This is a genomic window from Agrobacterium sp. 16-2014-1-2a (assembly GCF_053522705.1).
Window position 1 is genome coordinate 431,046 of sequence record NZ_JBNWBX010000002.1, and the last position, 22,053, is coordinate 453,098.

General features: G+C 59.2%; 20 protein-coding genes. 13 read left to right on the plus strand and 7 right to left on the minus strand.

All coding sequences use genetic code 11. The features are described 5' to 3' along the window. Window position 1 precedes the first annotated feature (1 nt). The 7 genes from ACQZ45_RS10895 to ACQZ45_RS10925 all read left to right on the plus strand — a co-directional run bounded on the left by ACQZ45_RS10895 (window position 2) and on the right by ACQZ45_RS10925 (window position 7,145). Window positions 2-1,366, plus strand: coding sequence for a glutamine synthetase family protein (locus ACQZ45_RS10895; RefSeq protein WP_113291222.1), 1,365 nt, complete (start codon window positions 2-4; stop codon window positions 1,364-1,366). An 18-nt stretch (window positions 1,367-1,384) separates the two neighbouring features. Further along, window positions 1,385-2,773: an aldehyde dehydrogenase family protein gene (locus ACQZ45_RS10900; protein ID WP_111798751.1), complete on the plus strand. Its 1,389-nt coding sequence runs from the start codon at window positions 1,385-1,387 to the stop codon at window positions 2,771-2,773. After that, window positions 2,770-3,915: an iron-containing alcohol dehydrogenase gene (locus tag ACQZ45_RS10905; protein ID WP_003513312.1), complete on the plus strand. Its 1,146-nt coding sequence runs from the start codon at window positions 2,770-2,772 to the stop codon at window positions 3,913-3,915. Before ACQZ45_RS10900 ends, ACQZ45_RS10905 begins: the two co-directional genes overlap by 4 nt. Before the next feature lie 9 nt (window positions 3,916-3,924). Continuing rightward, window positions 3,925-4,308, plus strand: a complete 384-nt coding sequence (locus ACQZ45_RS10910; protein WP_035251832.1) for a hypothetical protein — start codon at window positions 3,925-3,927, stop codon at window positions 4,306-4,308. Between the two features lie 161 nt (window positions 4,309-4,469). Further along, the gene (locus ACQZ45_RS10915; RefSeq protein ID WP_003513309.1) at window positions 4,470-5,186 is read left to right on the plus strand and encodes a ParA family protein; all 717 of its coding nucleotides are present in this window, start codon (window positions 4,470-4,472) and stop codon (window positions 5,184-5,186) included. Between the two features lie 11 nt (window positions 5,187-5,197). Then, window positions 5,198-5,893, plus strand: coding sequence for a TetR/AcrR family transcriptional regulator (locus tag ACQZ45_RS10920; protein ID WP_113291190.1), 696 nt, complete (start codon window positions 5,198-5,200; stop codon window positions 5,891-5,893). A 46-nt stretch (window positions 5,894-5,939) separates the two neighbouring features. Further along, window positions 5,940-7,145 carry an MFS transporter gene (locus ACQZ45_RS10925; protein WP_019565262.1) on the plus strand — a complete coding sequence of 402 codons (1,206 nt, stop codon included), beginning with the start codon at window positions 5,940-5,942 and terminating at the stop codon, window positions 7,143-7,145. A gap of 70 nt (window positions 7,146-7,215) precedes the next feature. On the opposite strand, the gene ACQZ45_RS10930 is transcribed toward ACQZ45_RS10925, so the two are convergent. Beyond that, window positions 7,216-8,607 carry a L,D-transpeptidase family protein gene (locus ACQZ45_RS10930; RefSeq protein WP_003513302.1) on the minus strand — a complete coding sequence of 464 codons (1,392 nt, stop codon included), beginning with the start codon at window positions 8,605-8,607 and terminating at the stop codon, window positions 7,216-7,218. A 156-nt stretch (window positions 8,608-8,763) separates the two neighbouring features. On the opposite strand from ACQZ45_RS10930, the gene ACQZ45_RS10935 reads away from it, so the two are divergent. The 3 genes from ACQZ45_RS10935 to ACQZ45_RS10945 all read left to right on the plus strand — a co-directional run bounded on the left by ACQZ45_RS10935 (window position 8,764) and on the right by ACQZ45_RS10945 (window position 10,469). Then, complete coding sequence (locus ACQZ45_RS10935; RefSeq protein WP_113291189.1) at window positions 8,764-9,597, plus strand: aldose 1-epimerase family protein; 834 nt, start codon at window positions 8,764-8,766, stop codon at window positions 9,595-9,597. A 142-nt stretch (window positions 9,598-9,739) separates the two neighbouring features. Beyond that, entirely contained in the window at window positions 9,740-10,078 is a 339-nt protein-coding gene (locus ACQZ45_RS10940) for a protein tyrosine phosphatase family protein (protein WP_003513297.1), read from the plus strand. A 49-nt stretch (window positions 10,079-10,127) separates the two neighbouring features. Beyond that, window positions 10,128-10,469, plus strand: a complete 342-nt coding sequence (locus ACQZ45_RS10945) for a RidA family protein (protein ID WP_003513295.1) — start codon at window positions 10,128-10,130, stop codon at window positions 10,467-10,469. A 211-nt stretch (window positions 10,470-10,680) separates the two neighbouring features. Here the strand turns inward: ACQZ45_RS10945 and ACQZ45_RS10950 are convergent, their stop codons facing one another. The 4 genes from ACQZ45_RS10950 to ACQZ45_RS10965 all read right to left on the minus strand — a co-directional run bounded on the left by ACQZ45_RS10950 (window position 10,681) and on the right by ACQZ45_RS10965 (window position 15,451). Continuing rightward, window positions 10,681-11,445 carry a HugZ family pyridoxamine 5'-phosphate oxidase gene (locus tag ACQZ45_RS10950; RefSeq protein ID WP_113291188.1) on the minus strand — a complete coding sequence of 255 codons (765 nt, stop codon included), beginning with the start codon at window positions 11,443-11,445 and terminating at the stop codon, window positions 10,681-10,683. A 67-nt stretch (window positions 11,446-11,512) separates the two neighbouring features. Beyond that, window positions 11,513-13,180, minus strand: coding sequence for a thiamine pyrophosphate-binding protein (locus tag ACQZ45_RS10955; protein WP_162736130.1), 1,668 nt, complete (start codon window positions 13,178-13,180; stop codon window positions 11,513-11,515). Next, window positions 13,177-14,379, minus strand: coding sequence for a succinate--glutarate CoA-transferase (caiB, locus tag ACQZ45_RS10960; RefSeq protein ID WP_173992888.1), 1,203 nt, complete (start codon window positions 14,377-14,379; stop codon window positions 13,177-13,179). Before caiB ends, ACQZ45_RS10955 begins: the two co-directional genes overlap by 4 nt. Window positions 14,380-14,479: 100 nt before the next feature. Continuing rightward, window positions 14,480-15,451, minus strand: a complete 972-nt coding sequence (locus tag ACQZ45_RS10965; RefSeq protein ID WP_448742251.1) for an alpha/beta fold hydrolase — start codon at window positions 15,449-15,451, stop codon at window positions 14,480-14,482. A gap of 127 nt (window positions 15,452-15,578) precedes the next feature. Here ACQZ45_RS10965 and ettA point away from each other — a divergent pair, with 127 nt between their 5' ends. From ettA to metF, 3 genes are all read left to right on the plus strand, one after another. Then, entirely contained in the window at window positions 15,579-17,228 is a 1,650-nt protein-coding gene (gene ettA / locus ACQZ45_RS10970) for an energy-dependent translational throttle protein EttA (RefSeq protein ID WP_003513287.1), read from the plus strand. 163 nt (window positions 17,229-17,391) lie between these two features. Further along, entirely contained in the window at window positions 17,392-18,405 is a 1,014-nt protein-coding gene (locus ACQZ45_RS10975) for an ArsR/SmtB family transcription factor (RefSeq protein ID WP_019565268.1), read from the plus strand. Window position 18,406: 1 nt separating this feature from the next. Next, a complete protein-coding gene (metF, locus tag ACQZ45_RS10980) occupies window positions 18,407-19,312 on the plus strand; it encodes a methylenetetrahydrofolate reductase [NAD(P)H] (protein WP_003513283.1) in 906 nt (301 codons plus the stop codon). Window positions 19,313-19,777: 465 nt separating this feature from the next. On the opposite strand, the gene ACQZ45_RS10985 is transcribed toward metF, so the two are convergent. Continuing rightward, window positions 19,778-21,004, minus strand: coding sequence for a lytic murein transglycosylase (locus ACQZ45_RS10985; protein ID WP_003513276.1), 1,227 nt, complete (start codon window positions 21,002-21,004; stop codon window positions 19,778-19,780). Window positions 21,005-21,126: 122 nt separating this feature from the next. After that, window positions 21,127-21,906 carry a glycoside hydrolase family 25 protein gene (locus ACQZ45_RS10990; RefSeq protein ID WP_035251825.1) on the minus strand — a complete coding sequence of 260 codons (780 nt, stop codon included), beginning with the start codon at window positions 21,904-21,906 and terminating at the stop codon, window positions 21,127-21,129. Window positions 21,907-22,053 lie beyond the last annotated feature (147 nt).

The following is a 22,053-nucleotide window of genomic DNA, read 5'->3' on the forward strand; positions in this document are numbered from 1 at the left end:
AATGACGAGCTATACATTCGACGCGCTGAAGATGGATGTGGCCGAAGGGCGCATCGACACGGTTCTGGCCTGCCTTGTCGACATGCAGGGGCGTCTGATGGGCAAACGGTTCCAGGCGGAGTTTTTCGTTGAAAGCGCCTTTGAGGAAACCCATAGCTGCAACTATGTGCTTGCCACCGACATGGAGATGGAAACCGTTCCCGGTTACAAATCCTCAAGCTGGGAAAAGGGCTATGGCGACTATACGCTGAAGCCCGACCTTTCGACGCTGCGGAAGGTGCCGTGGCTGGAAGGCACGGCGCTGGTTCTGTGCGATGTGCTCGATCACCACACCCATGAAGAAGTGCCGCATTCGCCGCGCGCGCTGCTGAAAAAGCAGGTGGCGCGGCTGGAGGCGATGGGGCTGAAGGCCTATATGGCCACCGAGCTCGAATTTTTCCTGTTCGACCAGACCTTCGATGCGGCACGCGCCAGCGGCTACAGGGACCTGAACCTCGCCAGCGGCTACAACGAGGATTATCATATCTTCCAGACGACCAAGGAAGAGGACGTCATGCGGGCGCTGCGCAGGGGCCTGCAGGGTGCGGGAATTCCGGTCGAGAATTCCAAGGGCGAGGCGTCTCCCGGTCAGGCGGAAATCAATGTGCGTTATGCCGAGGCGCTGACCATGGCCGACCGGCACGCCATCATCAAGAACGCCACCAAGGAGATCGCCTGGTCGAAGGGTAAGGCGGTGACGTTCCTTGCCAAGTGGAACTACAATGCCGCTGGCAGTTCCTCGCATATCCACCAGTCGCTGTGGAGCCTGGATGGCAAGCCGGCTTTCCTCGACAAGGACGGCGAACACGGCATGTCGGATGTGATGCGGCATTATGTTGCCGGGCTTCTGGCGCATGCCAGCGACATCACCTATTTCCTGGCGCCCTATATCAATTCCTACAAGCGGTTCATGGCTGGCACCTTTGCGCCGACCAAGGCGATATGGAGCCTCGACAACCGCACGGCAGGATACCGCCTTTGCGGCGCGGAAACCAAGGGCATCCGTATCGAGTGTCGTGTCGGCGGGTCGGATCTCAATCCCTATCTCGCCATGGCAGCTCTTCTTGCGGCGGGCATTGACGGCATTGAAAATAAACTCGAACTTGAGCCCGCTTTTGTCGGTGACGCCTATGGCGGGAAGGACGTGCGCGAGATACCCAAGACATTGCGCGACGCGACCGCCTTCCTGGACGGATCGAAAATGCTGCGTGAGGCCTTTGGCGACGACGTGGTCGATCACTATGTGCATGCCGCAAGGTGGGAGCAGGAAGAATACGACCGCCGCGTGACCGACTGGGAAGTGGCGCGCGGTTTCGAGAGAGCCTAATCATTACGGGAAAACATCATGACCATGATCCAGAATATCTCGCCCATCGACGGCTCGGTTTATGCCGAGCGGGAGGCGATGTCGCTGGAATCGGCGCGCGCCGCCGTTTCGAAAGCGCGCAAGGCGCAGAAGGACTGGGCGCGACGTCCGCTTGAGGACCGCGTTCAGCTGGTTCTCAAAGGTGTGGCGCGCCTTAACGAAATGGTGGCCGAGGTGGTGCCGGAACTGGCGCATATGATGGGTCGCCCGGTTCGTTATGGCGGCGAGTTCAAGGGCTTCAACGAGCGCTCCAATTATGTCGCCTCCATTGCGGCGGATGCGCTGGCGCCGCTCGTCATCGAGGAAAGCGGCAATTTCGAACGCCGCATCGAGCGCGAAGCACATGGCGTGGTCTTCGTCATCGCGCCGTGGAACTATCCCTACATGACGGCGATCAATACCGTTGCCCCGGCTCTGATGGCCGGCAACACAGTCGTCATCAAACATGCGGCGCAAACGCTTCTCGTCGGCGAGCGGATGGTGCGGGCTTTCGTCGAGGCGGGCGTGCCTGACGACGTCTTCATCAATGTCTTCCTCGATCACGGCACGACCTCGGCGCTGATCTCCGAAGGCCTGTTCAATTTCGTCAACTTCACCGGTTCGGTGGAAGGCGGCCGAGCCATCGAGCGCGCTGCTGCCGGCACCTTCACCGGTCTAGGGCTTGAACTCGGCGGCAAGGACCCCGGCTATGTGATGGAGGATGCCGATCTCGACGCTGCCGTCGATACGCTGATGGATGGCGCGACCTATAACTCCGGGCAATGCTGCTGCGGCATCGAGCGTATCTACGTCAACGAAAACCTCTATGACGCATTCGTCGAGAAGTCCGTGGCGTGGGTGTCCAATTACAAGCTCGGCAATCCGCTGGAACAGGAAACGACACTGGGGCCGATGGCCAACAAGCGTTTCGCCAAGGTGGTGCGCGCACAGATCGCTGATGCCGTCTCAAAGGGCGCCAAGGCTTTGGTCGATCCCAAGCTTTTCCCTGCCGATGACGGCGAGAGCGCTTACGTCGCTCCGCAAGTGCTCGTCAATGTCGATCATTCCATGGAGTTCATGACCGAAGAAACCTTCGGCCCCGCTCTTGGCATCATGAAGGTGAAGAACGACGACGAGGCCATCGCCCTGATGAATGACAGCAAATATGGCCTCACCGCCTCGCTCTGGACGCAGGATGCAGCGCGTGCCGGGCGTATCGGCCGTGAGATCGAAACCGGCACCGTGTTCATGAACCGTGCGGATTATCTCGATCCCGCGCTCTGCTGGACAGGTGTGAAGGAAACGGGCCGTGGCGGCTCGCTTTCCGTTCTCGGTTTCCAGAACCTGACCCGACCGAAATCCTACCATCTGAAGAAAGTCACGAAATGAATATCGTCGCCAACTGGAGCTATCCCACCGCCGTCAAGCTTGGCCGTGGCCGGATCAAGGAACTGGCGGAAGCCTGCAAGACGCTCGGCATCAAGAAGCCGCTTCTCGTCACGGATCGCGGCCTTGCCAATATGGCGATTACCGCGCATGCGCTCGATGTACTGGAAGAGGCTGGGCTCGGCCGGGCGATCTTCGCCGATGTCGATCCGAACCCCAACGAAATCAACATGGAAGCCGGCGTAAAAGCCTATCGCGATGGCGGCCATGACGGCGTCGTCGCCTTCGGCGGTGGTTCCGGCCTCGATCTTGGCAAGACCATCGCATTCATGGCCGGGCAGACGCGCCCGGTCTGGGATTTCGAGGATATCGGTGACTGGTGGACGCGGGCGGACGCCTCGAAGATTGCGCCCATCGTCGCGGTTCCGACGACGGCGGGCACCGGTTCGGAAGTTGGCCGCGCCAGCGTCATCACCAATTCGCAGACCCATGTGAAGAAGATCATCTTCCATCCTAAGCTTTTGCCCGGCGTCGTCATCTGCGATCCGGAGCTTACTGTCGGCATGCCGAAGGTCATCACGGCAGGCACGGGCATGGACGCCTTTGCCCATTGCCTCGAAGCCTATTCGTCGCCGTTCTTCCATCCGATGAGCGCCGGCGTTGCGCTTGAAGGCCTGCGTCTGGTCAAGGAATTTCTGCCGCGCGCCTATAAGGACGGCACGGATATCGAAGCGCGCACCAATATGATGGCGGCGGCTGCGATGGGGGCGGTTGCCTTCCAGAAGGGTCTCGGCGCCATTCACTCGCTCTCGCATCCGATCGGCGCTGTCTATAACACCCATCACGGCATGACCAATGCGGTCGTGATGCCGGCCGTGCTGCGTTTCAACCGCCCGGCCATCGAAGACAAGATTGCCCGCGCTGCCGCATATCTCGGCATTTCGGGCGGTTTCGATGGTTTCTATGATTATGTGCTGGAGCTTCGCAAGGAACTCGGCGTGCCTGATAACCTGACCGCCATGGGTATCAAGCCTGACCGCATCGACGAACTGGCGGCAGAAGCGATCAAGGATCCGAGCTGCGGCGGCAATCCGGTGCCGATGACGCTGGAGAATACCAGGAAATTGTTTGAGGACTGCTTTTAAAGGGTAGTTATGGCAGCCATGAGATTTTCAGTTTTTTCGCCATTGCTCGCAGTGGCGTTTCTAAGCCTGCCCCTTGTGGCGCAGGCCGCTTCTTTCAGGGAACTTTCCGGTCAGGGTTACAAAGTCGGAGCTCTGTCGAGCAATAAGGCGGGAATCCGGGGATGGAATTTGTCCAGGGGTTCAGACCGCTATTTCTGTGAAATGCGCGCGACTATGGCGTATTCTGGAAAGAACGGCATGGTGTCCTTCACCAGCGCCGGACGCATGATTACGCTTGATCGTGCAACCGTTGAGAAAAGGCTGGGCAGTTCCCTGAACTTGCCGAAGTACGAGGATCTAAAAGCCGGCCGCCTGCGCGCGGACGATGTGGGTTCCTGCCGAAAGCTGGCGTGATCAATCAGATGGCAAAAGTCCGCGATTTATCGCGGGCTTTTTGTTGTCCACACAAACGATCTTAGTCTTTTCTTAACCATGTTCGTTAAGGTTATGGAAAGCACCATGATTGGTTCGGTGCATGAATGAGCATGAAACGGCTCTGATCATCAGGGGATATCATGCCTGTCATTACTTTTGCCAACACCAAGGGCGGCGCGGGAAAAACAACTGCCGTATTGCTTCTGGCAACCGAACTTGCCCGCAGCGGCCACCGCGTAACGGTTCTGGATGCCGATCCGCAATTGTGGATTTCCCGTTGGCACGAATTATCAGGCGAGATTGAAAATCTCTCGGTAATTTCGCATGTCACGATGGCGTCCCTCGAGGGGCATATCCGCGAAAACAATGCCAATACCGACTGTTTCATCATCGATCTGCCGGGAGCGAAAAACCCGCTTCTGACCATGGCGCTTGGTATTTCCGACCATGTGCTGATACCGGTGCAGGGCTGCGCCATGGATGCGCGCGGGGCTGCCGAGGTTCTTGACCATATCGAGTTCCTGAACTGCAAGATGGGCAAGGCGATCGCCCACTCCATCGTGCTGACGCGGGTCAACGCCATGGTGGCGACCCGCTCGCTGCTGCTAGTCAAAATGCTGCTGGCCGAGAAAAACGTTTCGGTTCTGAATACGCCGATTGTCGAAAGAGCGGCCTATCGCGATATCTTCGATTATGGCGGCACGCTTCTCTGTCTCGACAAGGACAAGGTCAGCAATATCGACAAGGCGGTGGAGAATGCGAAAGCATTCGCGAGCGAGGTGCTAGGCCTTTTGCCGAAACGCCTGTCGCGGTTCGGCACGCAACCCGCACGCTTTTTCACCCGCAAGGCGGCTTGAGAACACTGCCAATGCCCGGACTGCTGGAGGTGCGGGCATTATTTTTGCTTGATTTGGAAATAATCATTTCCTATATTGCGATCATGACCGATACCAGCCACACCAATTCCCCGGAACAACGCCATCGCGGCAGGCCGCGCGAGTTCGATATCGACCGCGCGCTTGATGGAGCAATCCGTGTTTTTTCTAGGCGCGGGTATCACGCCACCTCTGTCGGTGATCTTACCGATGCGATGGAACTGGCGCAGGGCAGTCTCTACAAGGCTTTCAAGGACAAGAAATCCATCTTCATCGCGACGATGGAGCGCTACAGGACCTTGCAGACGGAGCGGTTTGAAGCCGCCGTTGCCGGTTACGATACCGGTTACGAGCGTTTGCGAGCCGGCCTGATGTTTTATGCGGAACGGTCGCACGGTGCCACCGGTTCGGATGGATGCCTCGTGGTTGGCGCCGCCGCCGATCTCGCCGCACTAGACGACGATATCGCTGTCGTGGTCGAGCGGGCGGTGAAGGCGAGGGAGCGGATCGTTGCCCGACTGGTGGCTGAGGGGCAGAGGGACGGTTCAGTGCAGTCGAAGACCAATCCCGATGATCTCGCCAGAGCGATGTTGTGCATGATGTACGGCATGCGGGTGGTGGGAAAGACCGGGCGCAGTCTGGAAGAGATGACGGCCGTGGTGGATATCGCCCTGAAACTTGCCGAATAATTTTGTGGCTATTTAGGAAACATTCGTTTCCATATTGGAGAAAATGATGACGACGCGTGTAGTTGAAGGGGAGGATGTTTACGAAACATCCATTTCCCCGGCCCTGACTTTTCTGCTGGCTACCGCCTGCGGACTGATTGCGGCTAATCTTTATTATGGCCAGCCACTTGCCGGCATCATCGGGGCGGAGCTTGGCCTGTCTGCCGGCGCAACCGGTCTGATCGTGACCCTGACGCAGATCGGCTACGGCGTCGGCCTGCTGTTCGTCGTGCCGCTTGGCGATCTGGTCGAGAATCGCAGGCTGGTCGTCAGCACCGTTTCGATGGCGGTGCTTGCGCTCCTCGCGGCGGCTTTTGCCCCGCATGCGGCACCTTTTCTGATTGCGGCCTTTCTGGTCGGTATCAGTTCGGTCGCGGTGCAGGTTATCGTTCCCTATGCGGCGCACATGGCGCCGCACGCTGTTCGAGGGCGGGTAGTCGGCAATGTCATGAGCGGATTGATGGCGGGTATCATGCTGGCGCGCCCGGTCTCCAGCCTCCTGTCGGAAGTGGTCTCCTGGCGCGGTGTGTTCCTGACGTCGGCTGGCGTCATGGCAATTCTCGCCGTTGTGCTCTATCGCCTTTTGCCCGTTCGCGTGCCTGAGGCAAGGCTGGGTTATGGGGCGTTGATGGCCTCCATGGGCAGGCTTGCCGCCCATACGCCTATCCTGCGGCGGCGGGCGATCTATCACGCCTTCCTGTTTGCTGCCTTCAGCCTGTTCTGGACGACGACGCCGCTTTATCTGAGCGGGCCGCATTTCAATCTCAGCCAGGGCCAGATCGCGCTGTTTGCCCTTGCCGGTGCAGCAGGCACCGTCGCCGCGCCGATTGCGGGGCGCATGGCTGACCGGGGCTGGACCTATGCCGCTACTTTTGCCGCGATGGTGGCAGCGGCGCTGTCATTCGCCGTCACGCATCTTGCACCCGAAGGATCGCATCTGGCACTCGGCATTCTCGTGGTCGCCGCCATCGTTCTCGATTTCGGCGTCACCACCAATCTGGTGCTCGGTCAGCGCGCCATCTTCACGCTCGGGGCGGAATTCCGCAGCCGTCTGAACGGCGTCTACATGGCGACATTTTTCATGGGCGGTGCGATCGGCTCTGCCGTCGGCGGCTGGGCCTATTCCGTCGGGGAATGGGGTGCTGCGTCCTGGGTCGGCTTTGCTCTACCAGCGGCGGCGCTGCTTTACTTCCTGACCGAAAAGCGCGGATAACATCCATCAACGAAAAAGCCCGGCGGAATGACATCCGCCGGGCTTTTGCAATTCGTCTTCGCGGTCAAACCTATTCCGCGAATTCCACCACGACGCCGGGGCGGACCATTTTTGCCAGCTCCGTCGCATCCCAGTTGGTGAGGCGGATACAGCCGTGGCTGTTAGTCTTGCCGATCTTCGAGGGTTCCGGCGTGCCGTGGATACCGTAGGTCGGTTTGGAAAGGGCAATCCAGACCGTGCCAACTGGGCCGTTTGGACCGGGCGGAATTTGCAGGATCTTGTCGTTCTGGCCCTGCCTGAAGTTGATCTTCGGATTGTAGGTGTAACCCGGATTAAGCGCGACGCGCTCGACGGTGTGCGTGCCGCTTGGCGAAGGCGTGTCCGTAGAACCGATGGTGGCGGGATAGGCGGCGATCAGAGCACCATCCTCTCCATAAGCGAAGACCTGCTTGATGCCCTTATGCGCGACGATGCGGGCCACCTGTCCCTTTTTGGGTTCCCCCGGATTGACAACCTTGATGATGGTGCCGGGCACGGAAAAATCGATGCCGGGGTTCAGTTCTTTCAGATAGGTCTCGTCCATGTGGAAGCGTTCGGCCAACGCCTCCGACGTGGAGGTGAAGGAGAGGGCGGGTAGCTGCGACTTCTCCGCATAGTCATCCGGAATGGAGGCGACATAGGGGCCGGCTGCATCGGCTGCGGTGATCGTATAATCGACGATCGGCATGCCGCCGGAGGCGCGCAGACGCTCGAGAATGTCCTCGGAATTGTTCGGGTCGAGCTTTTCGCCGGTCATGTCCTGCCAGGCGGCAATCGCCTTGTTGACGTTGTCGCCCATCTTGCCATCGATCACGCCGGGCGAGATGCCTTCGCGGTCGAGGAAGGTCTGAAGTGCCACGATCTCCTGGCGAGACCGGTTGACCGGTGTGGTGACGGGCGTGTGGCGCTCGATCAGGTGCTGCGGCTGCGGAACGGCAGCCGTGGTGCTTTCTTCGGGCATCGGCTGGTTGAGCGGCGCGCTTTCGACAGCGCCCGGGCCGGGAACCGAGCCGGTATAGACATCATCGCCGGAACCATTGCCGCGATATTCGCGGTAATCGCGCACGCTTCCATTATCCTGATAACCGTAATCTCGCTGCGGCTCACGATATTCACCGCCGGGGGCGGGGGGGTAATAGGTTGTGTCGCGCTGCTGTACCTGTTGCCGCTGCTGATAGCCTGACGGCATTTCAGTGGCCAGCAGGTTGCCGTACCGGTCATAAAATACCGTGCGGCCCATATTGTCGCGACTGATGACGATGTCGCCACGTTGGGGCACGAAATCGAGAACACGGCCATCCGGCGTCACCAGAACCGGCTGTTCCTGATAGCCATAACGCTGCTGCGCGCCAGCCTGTAGAGGCGCGCAAACCGCCGCCAAGGCAATCGCCAGACCCAGAGCTGCGTTAACAAACTGTTTCACGATTCTGCTATCCCTTACTTCGTTCACCGATAAACACACCGTAATCTTGACCCTATTGTGAAAAAGGTGAATTCACGGTTAAAGCAATCTTAATTTACGTCACGGTTAGTAGCGTTTCCGTGATTATTGCGCTTTTACTGCCACAGGGAGGTTGTCTTGCGTTCGTTTCAGGCCGGCAAATCGCCACGCATTTTCCTCGATGAAACCTCCGTTTTCGATATTGGCGCCTGTGTTGTCGATGGTATCGACATCGCGCCCGGCCGTGCCATTCCAGATGATGGCGATCCGCGCATCGACCATTCGCTTGAAGGCTTTCTGTTCACCTGCGGTCCCGATCATATCCGCCATCCCGAACCGATCGGCGGTGAGGGCGAGGGGCGTCGATATCCTTTGCATGGGTCCTTCTCCGCGCATCCCGCCAAGATAGTTGCCTTCGACGTTCATGAGTCCAATGCATTGGCGCGTGCCGAGGTTCCCGTGAACCTTGCCGATGGCGGCACGGCCCTTCTCGAGCGGACATGGCGCATCGATGGCGAAAGCGGAGAAGTGAGCCTCGATGACCGGATCGTCAATACGAGTTCGCGGCCGATCCCGGTCTTTCTGATGTACCACATGAATGTTGGCGCGCGGTTGTTTGACGAGGCCGTTCGGCTAGAAGGTGCCATGCTCGATGGCGGTGGTCATGGCTGGCGCTTTGGCGAGGAGCCGGGCACGGTGTTCTGTGTTCCCGCCGGTCAGGACGAATGGGCGGAACTTGCGCTCGGTCCGATTGCTACAATTGGTGGCAAGACGCTGAAAGTACGTTTCGGCACGGAGACGTTGCCCTATCTGCAGATGTGGCGGAACCAGAAGGATCCGGCCAATGTGCTTGGCATCGAACCGGTTTCGCACCGCTGGGTGGGGCGCGGCGAGCTTGAGGCCGCCGGCGAGTTCAATATGCTGCAGCCGGGCGAAAGCCGCTCCTATGGTCTTCGCTTTTCCATCCTCTGAATAGGGGACTGAATGGCGTACCGAATGAAGGCGCCGCATCATTGACGCAAGGGTTTTGAGCCCTTACATCGGATGCGGATTTCAGACAGTGGCGACAGCGTGCCAGCGGCGCCAAGGCGCCGGTTTAAGCGGAGGCATTATTATGGATATCAGGCGCATAGACGACGAATATTCGGTCACGGGACAGATCAGCGTTGCCGATCTCGACGAGGTCAAGGCACTCGGCTTCAAGTCGATCGTCTGCCACCGCCCAGATGGCGAAGAAGAAGGCCAGCCGCTTTTCGCCGATATTGCCGAGCGTGCCGAACAGCTTGGCCTGACCATCGTGCATGTACCGGTTGGCCGCTACGGCGTCGATGCGGATGCGGTTACCGGCATGGTGGATGCGCTTGACGAATTGCAGCGCCCGATGCTCGGCTATTGCCGTTCCGGCGCGCGCTCGACCGCGATCTACGAAAAGACCCACCACCTGCGCGGCTGATTTTCCGCGGATAATTCGATTTTCTAAAGCCAATCAACAGGAGTTTTCCATGACCATCAAGCGTATCGAACCGGGCAAGCGCATGAGCGGCGCCGTCATCCACGGCAACACCGTTTATCTGGCCGGCCAGGTCGGTGAGGGCGTGTCCGTGACCGATCAGAGCAAGTCGGCGCTGGCTGAAGTCGATCGTCTGCTGGCCGCTGCCGGTTCCGACAAGTCGAAGATCCTGCAGACCATCATCTACCTCTCCGACATGTCCACCTTCGGCGAAATGAACGCCGTCTGGGAAGGCTGGATCGACCCGGCAAACCCGCCGGCCCGCGCCACCAGCGAAGCGGCGCTTGCTACTCCGGACTACAAGGTTGAGTTCATCGTTACCGCTGCTCTCTGAGTAACGGTTTGGTTTTGAGAAAAGGCCGGGTTGCGGAATGCAGCCCGGCCTTTTTTGTTGGGAAAATTCGAAACGCTCGTTTTGTCATCCTCGGGCTTGCCCCGAGGATCCAATCACGTATCGCAAATTGATAGGTAGCAGATGCTCGGAACAGGCCCGAGCATGACGGAGGAGAGGCGATTGTCCCAGGTTTGTGAATCGCTTGCGCCCATCACTTCACTGGCTGGGCGAGCGCCTTCTCAAGCTGCTTCAACGTCCTCACCCGTTCTGCAAACCACAGCCGTGCGAGGTCGTTGGCTGAGGCGAGGTCGATACCATCAGGGTCTATGGAAGTGATTTTCCAGCGTGCGGTTTTCGCACCCCCAAGAGCGGCCAGCCGTGATGCCTCGCCCTTGATGGCGTTGAGGCGCGCGGCCTCGTCCGCTGCCGCAGCCATCAGCTGTTCCGCGCCGGAAAGGTCACTGCGCAGATCGGCAGGTGTGATGTTGCTGGCATTGCGGGCAGGGCCACCATTGATCTGCACGCCCTCTGTCCGCAGCCGGTAGAGCCTTGTATCGGGAAGAGAGAGGTAGAGTTTTGCCTTGGGATAGCGGTCGATGTAGCGCTGTCTGGCAAGCGGGATTTCTTCCGGATCGATCAGTTCCGCCTTGCCTACCAGTGTCAGCCGCGGCAGCGTCAGCGCGTCACCCTTGCCGAAGGGGGCAAGTGTCAACGAGATGCGCGGGTCGGCCTCCATGTTTCGGGCATGCAACGTCAGGCCCGCCGCGAAGAAGAACGGTGTACCATCCGGCTCTATGCCGATATTGGTGGCGGTCGTATAGGGATAACCGCTGACCGGATCGAGGGTCGCGAGCGCCGCTGTGCGGGATGTGTGCAGGACATCGCGTGCCACGCGCACGGCCTCGAATGGCGCACCGGCCGAAGGTTCGATCTTTGCGCCGCGTGGGGTGATGACGGGAGGGGCTGCATCCGGCATGTCGTTTCCTAACCTGTATGTTCTAGTCAGGATTTACACCATGCCGGAGCCATGTCCATGCGCAATATCAGGTCCTGCTTCTGATCTGGGTCAGCGTGCGGGTTGGCGTGATCGCTTCGGCATCCAGCTTCACCTCGATAATGGCGGGCTTGCCGCTTGCCCGGGCGCGTTCGAAGGCGGCGGCGAAGTCTTGCGTCTTTTCGACCGTTTCGCCGTGGCCACCATAGGCCTTGGCGAAGGCCGCGAAATCCGGGTTGACGAGATCGGTGCCGCTGACGCGGCCGGGATATTCCCGCTCCTGATGCATGCGGATCGTGCCGTAGGTACCGTTATTGACCAGCACGGTGATGATCGGCAGTCCATACCGCACGGCGGTGATGAATTCCTGCCCATGCATCATGAAGCAGCCATCACCGGCAAAGCAGATCACCTCGCGCTCGGGAAACAGGTGTTTGGCGGCCACAGCCGCTGGCAGGCCGTACCCCATCGAGCCGGAGGTCGGCGCCGATTGAGTGTTGAAGCGGCGGAAGCGGTGGAAGCGGTGCACCCAGGTGGCATAGTTGCCCGCGCCATTGGTGAAGATGGCATCATCCGGCACGTTGGCCTCGATCCAGTCCATGATCGGACCCATCTGCACCGCGCCCGGACCGGTCTGCGGCGGTGTCGACCATGTAAGGTAAGCCGAATGCATGGTGGCCGTGCGGTCCGCCCAGGCGGCGTTATCGGGGAGCGTTACGGAAGAAAGGGCGGCGACGAAACCATCCGGTGAGGCGCAGATTGCGAGATCGGGGCGATAGACGCGGCCAAGCTCTTCGGCTTCCGGGTAGATATGGACAAGTTTCTGCGACGGGTAGGGAATGTCGATCAGCGTGTAGCCGGAGGAAGGCATTTCCGAGAGGCGACCGCCGAGCAGCACCACGAGGTCGGCTTCCTTGATTTCCTTCGCCAAGGCCGGGTTGATGCCAATTCCGACATCGCCCGCGTAAGATGGGCTCAAGTGATCGAACAGCATCTGGCGACGGAAGGAGCAGCCGACGGGCAGTTTGTTCCTTTCGGCAAAAGCCGTGAAGCTTGCGACGCTTTCTTCGGACCAGCGTGTGCCGCCGATAATGAAGATTGGCCGCTTGGCCTCGCCCAGCATTTTTGAGAAAGCGGCGATCTGCGACGGGCCGGGATGCGCTTCGACCGGGGTATAGGGCTTTGCCTCGGGGGCTTCAACCTCTTCAACCAGCATGTCTTCGGGTAACGTCAGCACCACGGGGCCGGGGCGGCCGGAGGTGGCGACGGCAAAGGCGCGGGTGACGAATTCCGGAATGCGGCGCGCATCGTCGATCTCGCCCACCCATTTGGCGAATTCGGTAAAGGCGCGGCGATATTCCACTTCCTGAAACGCCTCACGCTCGCGGGCTTCGCGCTGTACCTGGCCGATGAACAGGATCATCGGAATGGAATCCTGCCTTGCGATATGCAGGCCGGCCGAGGCGTTGGTTGCGCCGGGACCGCGCGTTACCATGCAGATGCCGGGTTCGCCGGTCAGCCTGCCCCAGGTGTCGGCCATCATGGCAGCGCCGCCTTCCTGGCGGCAGACCACGGTTTCGATGCCGCTTTCATAGAGCGCGTCCAGCACCGCCAGATAGCTTTCACCGGGAACGCAGGAAACGCGGGAGACGCCATTGGCTTTCAGCGCTTCGACGATCAGTTGTCCGCCTGTTCTTTTCATTCCGGTTGCTTTCATGGCGTCGTGGTCCTTTCGATGTTTTCCAGTTCGGCCAGCACTTGCGCCTGATGCTCGCCAAGCTTCGGGCTCGGGCGTTCGTAACGCAGCGGCGTCTGTGACATGATAATCGGTGTCCGCACACCGGGGATGACGGTGCCATCCTGCGCCTCGAGATCAACACGCAGGCCGCGTGCCTGAACCTGTGGATCGGCGAACATTTCCTCGATGGAGTTGATTGGCCCGGCCGGTACGGCGTTCTGCTCGCAAGCGGTCAGAAGATCGCGCTTCTGCCATTTCAGCGTTTCGGTGGAAATGATCTGCCGCACCTCTGCCTTATGCGCCACGCGCGCCTTGTTGGTGGCGAAACGTTCGTCATCGGCGGTCGCCTCGATTCCGAGGATCTTGCAGAGACGGCGGAACTGGCCGTCATTACCGACGGCCAGGATGAGAAAACCATCCTCTGTCGGCATGACCTCGTAGGGTGAGATATTCGGATGGGCGTTGCCGAGCCTGACGGGGGCATTGCCGGAAATCAGGTAATTCATATTCTGGTTGGCGAGCACGGCTGACTGCACGTCCAGAAGCGCCATGTCGATATGCTGGCCTTCACCTGACCGCATGGCGTGGATCAGCGCGGCCTGAATCGCTGACACGGAATAGATGCCGGTGAAGATATCGGCAACGGCAACGCCCGCCTTCATAGGCTGACCGTCGGGTTCGCCGGTGATCGACATGAAACCGGACATGCCCTGCACGATATAGTCGTATCCGGCGAAATCGGCATAAGGCCCGGTCTGGCCGAAGCCGGTGATGGAGCAGTAGATCAGCTTCGGATTGAGAACCCTGAGACTCTCATAGTCGAGGCCATATTTGGCAAGCCCGCCGCGTTTGAAATTCTCGATGACAACATCGGCGGTGCGAACGAGCCGCCGCACCAGCGCACAGCCTTCCGCCGTCTTGAGATCGGCGACGATGGAGCGTTTGCCGCGATTGGTGGCATGGTAATAGGCGGCGGAGAGGTTTTCACCATCTGCGCTTTCGACAAAGGGCGGACCCCATGCGCGGGTATCGTCTCCACCTTCAGGGTTCTCGACCTTGATGACATCCGCACCCATATCGGCCAGCATCTGCCCCGCCCAGGGACCGGCCAGAACACGCGCCAGTTCGATGACGCGAATGCCTGATAGTGGCGGTTTCCTGTTCGGCGTTTCGGTCATTTGTCCCCCGGTGTTTTCTGCTTGCCGGTTTATAGACGTCTCCCCGCATTGCCGCATGTGATTTTATCTCATGGACTTATTCCGTTTCGGCAAAGGCTCGTCAGTTGCCAACGACGCGGCCGCACCAGGCGGCGAAATCCGCAGCCACGGCATGCCAGCCGATCTCGTTCAGGGTTTCGTGGCGCATGCCCCGATAGATCGTGTGTTCTACATGGCCGAAACCCGCTTCGCGGAAGCGTTCGGCAAGCCAGACGATCTCCTTGCCGTCATTGGTCGCGGCATCCTGATCGCCGCTGACAAGCAAAATCGGCAGCGTCTTCGGCAGGCGTTCGATGAGCCTCGGCGCACGATAGGACAATTCAAAGACATCCTGCCACAGGGAGACGCTGGCCTCGAACTGGCAAAGCGGATCCTCCACATAAGCGTCCACCGCTGCCCTGTCATGGCTCAGCCAATCCGCATGAGTGCGTTTTTCCGGCATTCTGGCATTCCAGGCACGGAAGGTTGCTTTGGGCAGGATGGCGCTCGGCACATCGGAGCCTTTCAGCATCTTTTCAAGGCGCAGCACGATCTGTGCAAGACGGCCCATGACACCGGGATTGAGGTTGGAATTCCAGATGGACAGACCATCAAAGGCATCCGGATGGCTGACGGCGGTGTTGAGCGCCACAAGGCCGCCCATGGAATGGCCGAACAGGATGACCGGCAGGCCGGGATGTCTTTCGCCGACCATCATGCGCATCGCCATGACATCGGCAACGACCTTGCTGGCTCCGTCCTTCCAGGCGAAGCGACCGAGAGGCGCATCGGCAGCCTTTGTGCGGCCATGGCCACGATGATCGTGGGCATAGACCTCGAAACCCTGCTTAGCCATGACATCGGCAAAACGGCGGTAACGGCCGGCGTGCTCCACCAGGCCGTGGCAAATCATCAGCACGCCGCGCGCCGGAGAAAGGGCAGAGGGCTGGTGGCGAAAGGCGATGGATGCGCCTGATGGAGCGTCGAGCCTCTCAATCCGGCTGAACGTCAAGTCATCCGTCGTCTCATTCATGCTTTCGCCCGTGCCTGCCATGGTATCCCTTGTCATAATCATGGGGTCATAATCGTGCCAGAGGTTGCCCCAAGGTCCTATTTACCCTACATAGCGGCAAATTTCCCGATACGTACTCTTTAAAATCCGATGTGGAGCATTCGCTACAATGGCACGTCAATTCATCTATCACATGGCCGGGCTGAACAAGTCCTATGGCGCGAAGAAGGTTCTTGAGAACGTCCATCTCTCCTTCTATCCCGATGCCAAGATCGGTATCCTCGGTCCGAACGGTGCCGGTAAGTCGACCGTTTTGAAGATCATGGCCGGTCTCGACAAGGAATATACCGGTGAGGCCTGGCTCGCTGAGGGTGCGACGCTCGGTTATCTCGAGCAGGAGCCGAAGCTCGACGAAAACAAGACCGTGATGGAAAACGTCATGGAAGGTGTGGCGAGCAAGACGGCAATCGTCGACCGCTACAACGAGCTGATGATGAACTATTCCGACGAAACGGCGGATGAGGGCGCAAAGCTTCAGGACATCATTGACAGCCAGAACCTGTGGGATCTGGAAAATCAGGTCGAAATGGCCATGGATGCGCTGCGTTGCCCGCCTGGCGACTCGGCAGTAACCGGCCTTTCGGGTGGTGAGCGTCGTCGCGTGGCGCTCTGCAAGCTGCTGCTTTCGCAGCCTGACCTGCTGCTGCTCGACGAACCGACCAACCATCTTGACGCCGAAACCATCGCCTGGCTCGAAAAGCACCTGCGCGACTATCCCGGCGCCGTGATGATGATCACCCACGATCGCTACTTCCTCGACAACGTCACCGGCTGGATTCTCGAACTCGACCGTGGCCGTGGTATTCCCTACGAAGGCAACTATTCCGCCTATCTGCAGGCAAAAGCCAAGCGCATGCAGCAGGAATCCCGCGAAGACGCCTCGCGCCAGAAGGCCATCAGCCGCGAACAGGAGTGGATCGCTTCCAGCCCCAAGGCTCGCCAGACGAAGTCCAAGGCGCGTATCCGCGCTTATGACGAACTGGTGGAAGCCGCTGAAAATCGCCGTCCCGGTGACGCGCAGATCGTTATCCCGGTCGCCGAGCGTCTGGGCCGCGTCGTTATCGAGGCGGAAAACCTCACAAAGTCCTATGGTGACCGGGTTCTGATCGAAAACCTCACTTTCAAGCTGCCTCCGGGCGGCATCGTCGGCGTCATCGGCCCGAACGGTGCTGGTAAAACCACGCTGTTTCGCATGATCACCGGTCAGGAAAAGCCCGATAGCGGTTCGGTGACCATTGGTGAGACCGTGCACCTTGGTTACGTCGACCAGAGCCGCGATACGCTGGCGGGTGACAAAACCGTCTGGGAGGAAATCTCCGGCGGCAACGACATCATCAAGCTCGGCAAGTTCGAAACGAACTCCCGCGCTTATTGCGGCGCCTTCAACTTCAAGGGCGGCGATCAGCAGCAGAAGGTCGGCAACCTCTCCGGTGGTCAGCGTAACCGCGTTCACCTTGCCAAGATGCTGAAGGCAGGCGGCAACGTGCTGCTGCTCGACGAACCGACCAACGACCTTGATACGGAAACGCTGGCAGCGCTCGAAGAAGCGCTGGAAGCCTTCGCCGGTTGCGCCGTTATCATCAGCCACGATCGCATGTTCCTCGACCGTCTGGCCACTCACATCCTCGCCTTCGAGGGTGACAGCCACGTGGAATGGTTCGAAGGCAACTTCGAAGACTATGAAAAGGACAAGGTCCGTCGTCTCGGCCCTGAGAGCATCAAGCCCGGCCGCGTCAGCTACAAGCGCCTGACGCGCTAATCCTGTTCTCGGATCACTTCAGAAAGGCCCGCCCAAAAGCGGGCCTTTTTTGATGCAATAAATGGGGCTTGAGGGGAGAGCGTGGCAAATTGCGCTTGCATCTCGCGTCACGCCGACATAAAGATATCTTTATATGTTGATTAGATTGCAAGGTGCGGCAGACGTGGCGTTCGGTTTGGATAAATTGGTGGATCTCTTGAAGGCGGCCGGCGAGCCGACGCGCTTTCGCTTGCTGGCGCTTCTGGCGGCCGGCGATCTGACCGTCACCGATCTCACCGAAATTCTCGGCCAGTCGCAGCCCCGTATTTCCCGTCATCTCAAGCTTTTGACGGAAGAAGGGTTGATCGAGCGGTATCAGGAGGGCGCCTGGGCCTATTTCCGCCTGCGGCAGGATGGCGAGCCCGCCGTTGTTATCAGGCAGCTGCTGGGCGCCGCATCGCCCTCTGACGCCGTTCTCCAGCGCGACAGCGAACGCCTTGCCACCGTCAAGCGGGTAAGGGCGGAGCGGGCGCAGGATTATTTCAGCCGCAATGCCTCCGCCTGGGACGAGTTGCGCCGCCTGCATGTGAGCGACGAGGCCGTGGAAGGGGCATTGCTGAAGCTGGTCGGAACCACCCCAATCGACTCGCTGCTCGATCTCGGTACCGGGACGGGCCGCATCCTGCAGCTTCTGAGCGGCATCTATCGCCGGGCAATCGGGGTCGATGCCAGCCGCGACATGTTGTCGGTGGCGCGCTCCAATCTGGACAAGGCGGGCGTGGTCAATGCATCCGTTCGCCATGGTGATATTCTCAACCTGCCGCTGGAAGGCCAGGATTTCGATCTGATCGTCATCCATCAGGTTCTGCATTTTCTCGACCAGCCGGAGATCGCGCTTTCCGAAGCCGCCCGCATGCTACGTCCCGGTGGCCGGCTGATCGTCATCGATCTTGCACCGCATTCCTTCGAGCATCTTCGTGATGAGCATGCGCATGTGCGGCTCGGCTTTTCGCATCCGCTTATGGATGAATGGCTGAAAAAGGCCGGGCTCGTGCTCGACCGTGCCGTCGATCTTCATTCTGAACGGGCGTCCGATGAATCCTTGGACGTCACGATATGGGTTGCCCGCGACCAGCGGCTGCTGATGGCAGACGATGTGGTGCAAGAGGCCGTTTTACTTGCTGCCGGGAGGGCATGATATGTTGAGATCGGAAACCGCGCGCCACAATGGCGAAATCCGGGGGGATATCCGGTTATCTTTCGAGTTTTTCCCGCCCAAGAACCCCGAGATGGAGAACCAGCTCTGGGAAACGGTTGCCGAGCTGAAGAAATGGGATCCGGATTTCGTCTCCGTCACCTATGGCGCGGGCGGTTCCACCAAGGCGCCGACGCTGGATGCGGTGCGCCGGATGATCGGTGACAGTCATCTGCCGACCGCCGCGCACCTGACCTGCGTGGATGCCAGCCGTGACGACGTACATCAGGTCGTTGAAGAGTTTCGCAATGCTGGCGTTCGCCATTTCGTGGCGCTGCGCGGCGATCCGTCGACCGGTATCGGCACGGACTACAGGCCGCATCCGCAAGGTTACGAGAATGCCGCCGCTCTGGTGAAGGGGCTACGCGATATCAGCGATTTCGAGGTTTCCGTTTCTGCCTATCCCGAAAAGCACCCGGAGAGCGCCAGCGATGCGGTCGATATCGATATGCTGAAGCGCAAGGCGGACAACGGCGCAACGCGGGCGCTGACGCAGTTCTTCTTCGATAATGACGTGTTCGAGCGCTACATGGAGCGGGTTACGGCTGCCGGTATCACCATTCCGGTGGTTCCGGGTATCATGCCGATCCAGAACCTGACCCAGCTCAAGCGTTTCGCCGGCCGCTGCGGTACCAGTGTGCCCAGTTTTCTGGATGAGCGTTTTGCAGGTTATGATGACGATCTCGAGGGACGCGCCCGCGTTGCGGCGGAAGTTGCTGCCGAGCAAATCGCTGATCTTCAACGGCGCGGTGTCAACGAGTTCCATATCTACACGATGAACCGTGCGCCGCTGGTCGATGCGGTGCTTGAGAACCTCGGTCTTGAGCGTTTGCGCCGCAGCGCCGCCTGATTTCAGATATTCCATTTACGACTGGAAAAAAGCGCAGGCCCGACAGGACCTGCGCTTTTCAAACTCGTGTCATCTACGGTTCTTTTCTGCGTTTGGTCTTCACGTCTCGTCAGATGAAAAGCATCATCGCTACGAACAAAAACGCCAAACCGACTGCCAAGGCATTGAGAGATTTTGTAAGTCCCATGGGTGCCTCCTGTTGTTGACAGGTTCGATAATATGACCGTTTTGTGGCACTTGAAAAGCGGTTTCTGTGATGCGGTGCAGCATGCTTTGTCGCCGCTTAAAAAAGTAATTTCTGTAATTCATTGAAAATAAAAGATTATTTTCTCATCACGCAGTGCTTCATATCTTTAAAAAAAGTAAATGACCGGGGTGTTATCCCCAGTCATCCGGTCGAGATTAACAGTTTAAGCCTTGATTCCGGCCGATAGATTAAAGGCCCGAAGGTGCGATTAACACAGGTTAAAGTGCCTGGAGAAGTGCCTGGGTCGGCCATCCATCCGCAGGGATTCCGAGACGCTGCTGTTCCTTCTGGATGGCGACGCGGGTGCCGGAACCGAGAATTCCGTCCACCTTGCCAACATCGTGGCCGCGCGCTTCAAGCTTGGTCTGCAACTCTTTCATCGTCGCGTCATCGAAGCCCGGATCGGGATTGCCCTTGTTATAAACAGGGGCGCCCATCAGACGGTTGGCGAAATAGGCAGCCGAGGTCGTGTAGATGAACGACTGGTTCCATTCCAGATAGATGTTGAAGTTGGGATAGGTGAGGAAGGTCGGTCCCTTGCGGCCCTGCGGCATGATGAGGGCTGCGGGCAGGGAGGCGAAATTTTTGTTACCGTCGCGCGGGGTCACGCCAAGGGTAAACCAGTCACCGGCGGTAAGCGAACCGCCAAGGCCGGATTTTTCCCAGGGCAGGTTTTCCGGTACGGAAACTTCCTGCATCCAGGGTTCGCCCTTCTTGAAGCCGAGGTGCTGGATGAATTTCGCCGCCGTGAGGATCGCATCCGGTGCGCTGCTCTTGACGTTGACATGGCCATCGCCATCACCATCGATGCCGAAGGCGATGATGTCCTTGGGCAGCATCTGTACCTGGCCGATTTCACCGGCCCACGCACCCGTGTTGGACGTGGGGTCGAGATCGCCGTGCTGGACCATTTCGATGAGGGCCAGCAATTGCGGACGGAAGAGTTCCGGGCGGCGGCAATCGTGCGAGAGGGTCACCAGCGCGTTACGGGTGTTGAAATCGCCCTGGACGGCGCCGAAATCGGTCTCCATGGCCCAGAAGGCAGCAATGACGCCAGCCGGTATGCCGAATTCGTTCTCGGCACGGGCAAAGGTCGACGAGAGCTCCTGCAGCTTCTTGCGGCCGATATCGAGACGGGCCTGGCTGACGGTGCGCTGGGAAAATTCGAGGAAGGTCTGGCGGAAGACGCCCTGTGCGCGGTCACGCGAAAGCACTTTGGGGTCTATCTGCGCGCCGGCCAGCGCCTTTTCGATGGCAGCGGCCGGAACACCCTTGGCAGCGGCCTCAGCCTTCACGCCCTCAAGAAATGCGCCGAGATCACCGCCGCAGGCAACCTGCTTTGGATCGTCAGGCGAGGCCACAGGCGGTGTGGCAAGGGCGGAGCCGGTGGAGAGAAGCGACAGAGCGGCGGCAAAAATGATGCTGCGCGACCGAAAAGTGGGCATGGGAATTTCCTCGATAGGTTGTTAGCCCGCTTTACCCACATGTTTGCGACAAAAAAACGGGTCCAGCGATCTGCCGGTGCAGAAGAACGCCGATTTTTCGAATGTGTTGCTTCTTGGCCGTATTATTTGGCCGAAGCGATCCATTTCCGCCAGTTTTTCTCACTTCCGGCGAAGACATTGATGTCGGTTGGGCCGTTGACACCCGGCACGACGCCGGTGGCCGTATATTGCCAGAAGGCCCACTGCCGGTCTTCGTAAATCTTGGCGGGATGCGCGGCGACGGAGCGCACCCAGAAATGGTAATTCTTGAACTGGCCAACGAGGTTGTCGCGGTGGAAGTCGACCGAGGTGTAGATGATCGGGCGCTTGCCGTAATGGGCCTCGAGGCGGTCGAGGAAACGCTGCATCTCGGCACGGACGATGCCAGGAGCCGGGCGCGTCTTGCAGGTGGGGGAGGAGGGGTTCCATTCCACATCGAGAACCGGCGGCAGGGTGACGGCTTCCTTTGGCACGTTGCTGATGAACCAGTCGGCCTGAGCGTCCGCTGTCGAGCAGAAGTAGTAGAAATGGTATGGCGCGTGCAGGATATCTGCCGCCGCCGCACTGCGCCAATGGTCGCTGAATTTCGGATCGATGCGGTCTGAGCCTTCGGTGGCCTTGATGAAGACGAAGGAAACGCCGGATTTGCGAACGGTCCGCCAGTCGACGTCGCCATTCCATTTGGACACGTCGATGCCATGCACCTCGTGGCGATGCGGGTTGTTCGTGCCAAAATCCTGTGGGTCGGTATCGGAGAATTTCGGCTTGGAAACAGAAGCCGTTTCAAGCAGGTCATAGCTCGTGGACGTACAACCGCCGATCAACAACATAGCCGACAAAAGTGCCGATAGACGCAGCCGCATTGGAACCCTGATGAATTATTGTTGCCCATCCACGGCCGCAAAATGGCGCGCCGCATCTCCCGATTTACCCATAACATGGTAAACAAGCCGTTATGGCAAGAGGCAGTGGCCTTTTTTCGGCTCGCAAGTCGCTGGATTCCAAGAGAT